We start from the raw sequence: 7,290 nt of genomic DNA on the forward strand, positions 1-7,290 counted from the left end.
GGTGCCGGTGAGGGCACCGAGCACGAGGTCCCGGCCGACACCCGGGCGGCGGGCGGGAACTGATGGTCTACGCGCCGCCGCGCCCCCGGCCGCGGGGGCAGGGTCCGCGGGGCGGCCGGCGCCGGTCCCCGGCCGACGACCCGCGGTTCCGGCTGCGCCTGGCCTGGGTGGCGCTGGCCGCCCTGCTGCTGGTGTCCGGGGCGAAGCTCGTCGTCGTCCAGACGGTGCAGGCGGGCACGCTGACCGCGGACGCGGAGAAGCAACGCGCCAGCCGGATCGTCATCCCGGCCGAGCGCGGCGCGATCAGCGACCGCAACGGCGCCGTGCTGGCGTTCTCCACCGAGTCCAAGGCGCTCGTCACCAACCCGCGCCTGATCAACTCCACCAAGGGCGCGGACGCGGTCGCCTACAAGAACCGGATGGCCGACGCCGTCGCGGCGGTGACCCACGGCGACCCCGAGGAGCTGAAGCGGGCGCTGAACAGCGACCGCGGTTACGTCGTGATGGCCACCGCGGTCGACCCCGGGCCCGCCCGTGACCTCCGGACGCAGTTCCCGGAGATCGCCGAGGAGAGCCGCGAGGCGCGCCAGTACCCCAACGGGACGCTGGCCTCGAACATCATCGGCGCAGCGACCTGGAGCGCCGACGCGCAGAAGCTGATCGGCCGGATCGGCCTGGAGTCCTCCGACGACGAACTGCTCGCCGGTCGCGACGGCTTCCAGATCGCCGACACCGCCGAGGGCAGCGGCACCGTCATCCCCGGCAGCGTGCGCTCCGAGCAGGCCGCGGTGTCCGGCTCCGACGTGCAGCTGACGATCGACTCCGACCTGCAGTTCCAGGTGCAGCGGATGCTCGCCGACTACGCGGGCCGCGCCGAGGCGCGCAGCGGCTCGGCCGTCGTCCTCGACCGGGCCACCGGGCAGGTGCTCGCGCTCGCCGACAACACCTCGTTCGACCCGGCCCAGCTGCTGTCCGCGGACCCGAACTCGCTGGGCAACAAGGGCGTCACCACGCCCTTCGAGCCCGGCTCGGTCAACAAGGTCGTCACCATGGCCGCCGCACTGGAGGCCGGCGTCGCCAAGCCCGACGACGTGCTCGACGTGCCCGGCAGCATCGAGGTCGCCGACCGCACGATCAAGGACGCCTGGGCGCACGGCGTCGACCGCTACACGCTGACCGGCGTGCTGGCGAAGTCCTCCAACGTCGGCACCCTGATGACCGCGCAGAAGGTCGGCGAGGACCGCTTCTCGGACATGCTCGCGAAGATGGGCGTCGGGCAGAAGACCGGTGTCGGGCTGCCCGGCGAGAGCGGCGGACGGGTCCCGGCCCGCGCGACCTGGTCCGGCTCCACCTTCGGCAACCTGCCGATCGGGCAGGGCCTGTCGATGACCGTGCTGCAGATGGCCGGGATGTACCAGGCCATCGCCAACGACGGCGTCCGGGTCCCGCCGCGGATCGTCGCCGCGACGACCGGCCCGGACGGCGTCCGGGTGCCGACCGAGGCGCCCGAGCCGGTACAGGTGATGTCGCCGCAGACCGCGCAGACCCTGCGGACGATGCTCACCGCCGTCACCCAGAAGGCGCACGGCCAGTCCGGCACCGGGCCCGCCGCCGCGGTGCCCGGCTACGAGGTGGCGGGCAAGACCGGCACCGCCCAGCAGGTGGACCCGGCGACCGGGGCCTACTCGCGCTCCCAGTACTGGATCACCTTCGCCGGGATGCTCCCGGCCCAGGACCCGCGGTTCGTGATCGGGATCATGCTCGACGCCCCGAAGGGCGGGACGAGCGCGGCGCCGCTGTTCCACGACATCGCCTCCTACCTGGCCCAGCGCGACGCCGTGCCGGTCCAGACCGCGCCGCAGCCGGTGCAGACCCTGCAGATCCGGTGACGGCGCGGCCGGGTGCGGTCCGGCTGCGTCGGACGGTCCCGGCCGCTGCCCACCCGTACGGGGCCCGGCCGGGCCGCCGTGCACCCCGCCCGACGAGCCGCCCACCGGCCCGGAACCTGCGCCGGATGGCCGTATCCGGCTCGTCGGACGGCCGTGTGCCGGTCGTCGTTCCGCCGCCCGCCGCGACCGCCTCCGCGAGCGGTCGCGGGCGCCTGACCGGGACGAGGGGCGGCCCGCGCCGGTCGGTAACCTCCGGCCTGTGCCCGACCTCCACACCGCAGCCACCGCCCGCTCCCGGAGCACCGGCGGATCCGCGCTCGGCGGCGGGCCGGGTGGCGTGCAGGGCGACCGGACGGGGACGGGTGACGTGGCGGGATCCCTCGAGTCGCTGCCGGACCGCCCGTCGCAGGTGCGCCCGGTCGACGTCGCCCTGCTCGGGCGGCTCGCCGGCGCCGAGCTGAACCCGCGCACCGCGGGCAGCGGGCCCGGCCCGCTGCTCGACCCCGCGGCCGGACCGCACACCGTCACCGGCGCCACCCTGCGGGCGGGCTCGGTGCGCCCCGGCGACCTGTTCGCGGCCCTGCCCGGCGCCCGCGCCCACGGCGCCGACTTCGCCGCACAGGCCATCGCCTCGGGCGCCGGCGCGATCCTCACCGACGGCGCGGGCGCGGACCGCGCCGAGATCCGGCACTCCCGGCTCCCGGTGCTGGTGCACCCGAACCCGCGCGAGGTCCTCGGCCCGGTCTCGGCCGCCGTCTACGGCGAGCCCACCGCCCGTCTGCGGGTGCTCGGCGTGACCGGCACCTCGGGCAAGACGACCGTCGCCCACCTGCTGGAGGCGGGCCTGACCGCCGCCGGGAGGGCCACCGGTCTGCTCGGCACCGTGCGGACCCGGGTCCAGGTCCCCGGCCACCCGGCCCGGGCACTGCCCAGCGCGTTCACCACCCCCGAGGCACCGGACCTGCAGGCGCTGTTCGCGGTCATGGTCGAGGCCGGCGTGACCGACGTGGCCATGGAGGTCTCCAGTCACGCGCTCGCGCTCGGCCGGGTCGGCGGGTCCCGGTTCACCGCCGGAGCCTTCACCAACCTGTCCCAGGACCACCTGGACTTCCACCCCACGATGACCGACTACTTCGAGGCCAAGGCCCGGCTGTTCGGCGGCGGCGGGGCGGGCGTGGAGGCCGCGCGGCACGGCGTCGTCTGCGTCGACGACGAGTGGGGCCGCCGGCTGGCGGCCCGCCACCGGGACGCGGTCACCGTCTCCTCCGACCCGCGCGGCGCGCCCGCAACCTGGACGGTCCGCGACCTCACCGCCCACCCCGACGGCACCCAGACCTTCACCGCGGTCGGCCCCGGCGGGCTCGCGGTGCCGGTCACGCTGAGCCTGCCCGGCCGCTACAACGTCGCGAACGCGCTCGTCGCGCTGGCCGTGCTCGACGCCGACGGGATCGACCCCGAGGTGGCCGCGGCCGGGTTCGCCCGGGCGTCGGTGCCGGGCCGGATGCAGCGCGTCGACGCCGGTCAGCCCTGGCTGGGCGTGGTCGACTACGCGCACAAGCCGGCCGCCGTCGCCGCGCTGCTGGACGCGTTGCGCCGCCAGGTCCGCCCGCACGCGCGGGTGATCACCGTGCTCGGCTGCGGCGGGGACCGCGACACCGGCAAGCGCCCGCTGATGGGCGCCGCGGCCGCGATCCGGTCCGACGTGCTCGTCGTGACCGACGACAACCCCCGCAGCGAGGAGCCCGGCGCGATCCGCCGCGCGATGCTCGACGGCGCGTTCGGCGAGCCCGCCCGCGGTGACGTCATCGAGATCGGCGACCGGCGCAGCGCGATCGTCTACGCGGTCCGCTCGGCCCGCCCTGGCGACGCGGTGGTGGTCGCCGGCAAGGGCCACGAGGCCGGCCAGGAGATCAACGGCGTCAAGTACCCGTTCGACGACACCGACGAGCTGGTGGCGGCGATCCGGGCGGCGACGTGACGCGCCGCGGGGCGACAGGGCAGGGCGTGCCGGCACCCGGCACGGACCGCGCACGGGCAGGAGGACGGATCGGACCGGTGGAGGCGAGCGGGCGATGATCGAGATGACGCCGGCGGAGATCGCGGCCGTGACCGGCGGCCGCCTGCACCGCATCGACACCGAGACCGCCGCCGCGCCGGTCACCGCCGTCGAGTTCGACTCCCGGAGGATCGGGCCGGGCGGGCTGTTCCTGGCGCTGCCGGGGGAGCGGGCCGACGGCCACGACTTCGCCGCGCAGGCCGTCACCCGCGGTGCGACCGCGGTGCTGGCGGGCCGCGAGGTCGACGCCCCCGCGGTCGTCGTGCCGCCGGTCGAGGTCCGCGACAGCCACACCTACCTCGGTGCGGTCGACCCCGACGGGACCGGCGCCGCCGTCCTGGCCGGGCTGGGCCGCCTGGCCCGGCACGTGCTGGGCGCCCTGCCGGGGCTCGCCGTCGTCGGCGTGACCGGGTCGGCGGGCAAGACCTCCACCAAGGACCTGCTGGCCGCGGTGCTGTCCCCGCTGGGGCCGACCGTCGCGCCGCCGGAGTCGTTCAACAACGAGCTCGGGACGCCGTACACCGCGCTGCGCGCCGACGCGGGCACCCGCAACCTCGTGCTGGAGTTCTCCGCCCGCGGGATCGGCCACATCGCCGCGCTGTGCGCGGTCGCGCCACCGCGGATCGGGGTCGTCCTCAACGTCGGGTCCGCCCACCTCGGCGAGTTCGGCTCCCGCGCCGCGATCGCCACGGCGAAGGGCGAGCTCGTCGAGGCGCTGCCGCCGGGTGACCTGCCCGGCGGGCGGGGCGGCGTCGCCGTCCTCAACGCCGACGACGAGCTGGTCGCCGCCATGGCGACCCGCACCCCCGCCCGGGTCGTCACCTTCGGACGCGCCGCGGACGCCCACGTGCGGGCCACCGACGTCACCCTGAGCGCGGGCCGGGCGTCGTTCCGGCTGGTCACCCCGGCCGGTTCGGCCGACGTCGCGCTGCGGCTGGTGGGGGAGCACCAGGTCTCCAACGCGCTCGCCGCCGCCGCGGTCGCCCTCGAGCTGGGCGGCACCCCGGACGGGATCGCGGCGGCGCTGTCCGCCGCGACGCCGGCGTCGCGCTGGCGGATGGAGGTCACCGACCGCGCCGACGGGGTGACCGTCGTCAACGACGCCTACAACGCCAACCCCGAGTCCGTCCGTGCCGCGATCGTCGCGCTCGGGCAGATCGCCGGCCCGGACCGCCGGGCCTGGGCGGTCCTCGGCCCGATGGCCGAGATCGGGGACGGCGCGGCCGCCGAGCACGCCGCGGCAGCGGAGAACGCCCGCGCCGCCGGGGCCCGGGTGGTCGCCGTCGGCGCACCCGACTACGGGCCCGGCGCCGAGCACGTCGCCGACGTGCCCACCGCCCTGACCCTGCTGCGGGAGCGGACCCGGCCCGGCGACGTCGTGCTGGTCAAGGCCTCCCGCAGCGCCGGGCTCGAGCGGCTCGCCGCCGGCCTGCTGACGACCGAAGGACTGGTGTGCCGGTGAGGGGCCTGTTCCTGGCCGCGGGTCTCGCGCTCGCGGTGTCGATCCTGCTCACCCCGTACCTGATCCGCTTCTTCGCGCGGCAGGGCTTCGGCCAGGAGATCCGCGAGGAGGGCCCGCAGAGCCACCAGTCCAAGCGCGGTACGCCGACGATGGGCGGCGTGGCGATCCTGCTCGCCATCTGGGTGGGCTACCTGGGCTCGCACGCGTTCACCCGGGAGCCGATCACGGCCTCGGCGCTGCTGGTGCTGTTCCTGACCACCGCGCTGGGCGTCGTCGGGTTCCTCGACGACTTCCTCAAGATCCGTCGTCAGCGCAACCTCGGGCTGAACAAGACCTCCAAGATCGTCGGCCAGGTCCTGACCGCGACGATCTTCGGTGTGCTCGCGGTGCGCTTCGTGAACGAGCGCAACCTCGCGCCCGCCTCGGAGAGCTTGTCGTTCGTCCGCGACATCACGGTGCTGAGCTTCGGCGTCGTCGGGTTCGTGTTGCTGTGCAACCTGATCGTCGCCGCCTGGTCGAACGCGGTGAACCTCACCGACGGCCTCGACGGCCTGGCCGCCGGTACCGCCGCGATGGTGCTCGGCACCTACGTGATCATCGCGTTCTGGCAGTTCCGCAACAACTGCGCGATCGCCGCGACCGCGGGCTGCTACGAGGTCCGCGACCCGCTCGACGTCGGCCTGGTCGCCGCCGCCGCGATGGGCGGCTGCATCGGGTTCCTCTGGTGGAACGCCGCCCCGGCCCGCATCTTCATGGGCGACACGGGGTCGCTCGCGCTGGGCGGCCTGCTCGCAGGGCTGTCCATGGTGACCCGCACCGAGCTGCTGCTCGTCGTCATCGGCGGCGTGTTCGTGGTCGAGGCGCTGTCGGTGTCGCTGCAGATCATCGTGTTCCGCACCTCGCGCCGCCGGCTGTTCCGGATGGCACCGTTCCACCACCACTTCGAGCTCGCCGGATGGGCCGAGACCACCGTCATCATCCGGTTCTGGCTGCTCGCCGCGATCTGCGCGGCGATGGGGCTGGGCATCTTCTACTCCGAGTGGCTGTCCATGTCGGGTTCCGGGTGAGCGGCCCGTTCGGCGGGGACCCGGTCCTGGTCGCGGGGGCCGGTGTCTCCGGTCTCGCGGCCGCGACGGCCCTGGTGGATGCGGGGGCCCGGGTGCTCCTGTCCGACGACCGCGCGGCCGCGCTGTCCGCGCTGCCCGACGGTGTCGAGCCGTGGCGTGGCGGCGGGATCCCCGAGGGGGTCCGCACCGTCGTCACCTCGCCCGGGCGCCGGCCGGACCACCCGCTGGTCGCCGAGGCCGCCGGGGTCGGCGTCGAGGTCATCGGGGAGCCCGAGCTCGCCTGGCGGCTCGGCGCGCTGCGCGACACACCGCCGTCGTGGCTGGTCGTGACCGGCACCAACGGCAAGACCACCACCACCGAGATGCTCGCCGCGATCCTCGCGCGCGCCGGGGTCGACGCCGTCGCCTGCGGCAACATCGGCCACCCGGTGGTCACCGCGGTCGCGGGGGGCCACGCGGTGCTCGCGGTCGAGCTGTCGAGCTTCCAGCTGCACTGGTCGCCGTCGGTGCGCCCGGCCGCGGGCGTGGTGCTCAACGTCGCCGAGGACCACCTGGACTGGCACGGCGGGATGGACGCCTACGCCGCGGCCAAGGCACGCGCACTGCTGGGCGACGTCGCGGTCGGCGGGGTCGACGATCCGGTGGCCGCACGGCTGCTCGGGGAGTCCCCGGCGCCGCGACGCGTCGGGGTCACCCTCGGCCGGCCCGGACCGGACCAGCTCGGCGTCGCCGACGGGGTGCTGACCGACCGCGCGTTCGGCGGCGGGGCGCTGCTGGCGGCCGACGCCGTCGTCCCCCCGGGGCCGCCCGGGATCA

The 7,290-nt window shown here is 75.8% G+C and carries 5 protein-coding genes; all 5 read left to right on the forward strand.

Annotated features, from left to right (window positions below; genetic code table 11):
- Positions 1–62 precede the first annotated feature (62 nt).
- Positions 63–1,889: a penicillin-binding protein 2 gene (locus NH602_RS25940; RefSeq protein WP_100880231.1), complete on the forward strand. Its 1,827-nt coding sequence runs from the start codon at positions 63–65 to the stop codon at positions 1,887–1,889.
- Between the two features lie 367 nt (positions 1,890–2,256).
- The gene (locus NH602_RS25945; RefSeq protein WP_073574077.1) at positions 2,257–3,867 is read left to right on the forward strand and encodes a UDP-N-acetylmuramoyl-L-alanyl-D-glutamate--2,6-diaminopimelate ligase; all 1,611 of its coding nucleotides are present in this window, start codon (positions 2,257–2,259) and stop codon (positions 3,865–3,867) included.
- A 94-nt stretch (positions 3,868–3,961) separates the two neighbouring features.
- A complete protein-coding gene (murF, locus tag NH602_RS25950) occupies positions 3,962–5,407 on the forward strand; it encodes a UDP-N-acetylmuramoyl-tripeptide--D-alanyl-D-alanine ligase (protein ID WP_073573924.1) in 1,446 nt (481 codons plus the stop codon).
- On the forward strand, positions 5,404–6,474 hold the full coding sequence (gene mraY, locus NH602_RS25955) for a phospho-N-acetylmuramoyl-pentapeptide-transferase (protein ID WP_062404548.1): 1,071 nt from the start codon (positions 5,404–5,406) through the stop codon (positions 6,472–6,474). Before murF ends, mraY begins: the two co-directional genes overlap by 4 nt.
- A partial coding sequence (locus NH602_RS25960) for a Mur ligase family protein (protein WP_253069157.1) occupies positions 6,471–7,290 on the forward strand: 820 nt, incomplete at its 3' end. The genes mraY and NH602_RS25960, both read left to right, overlap by 4 nt.

It is taken from the genome of Pseudonocardia sp. McavD-2-B (assembly GCF_024124365.1).
In the GTDB taxonomy this organism is placed as follows: domain Bacteria; phylum Actinomycetota; class Actinomycetes; order Mycobacteriales; family Pseudonocardiaceae; genus Pseudonocardia; species Pseudonocardia alni.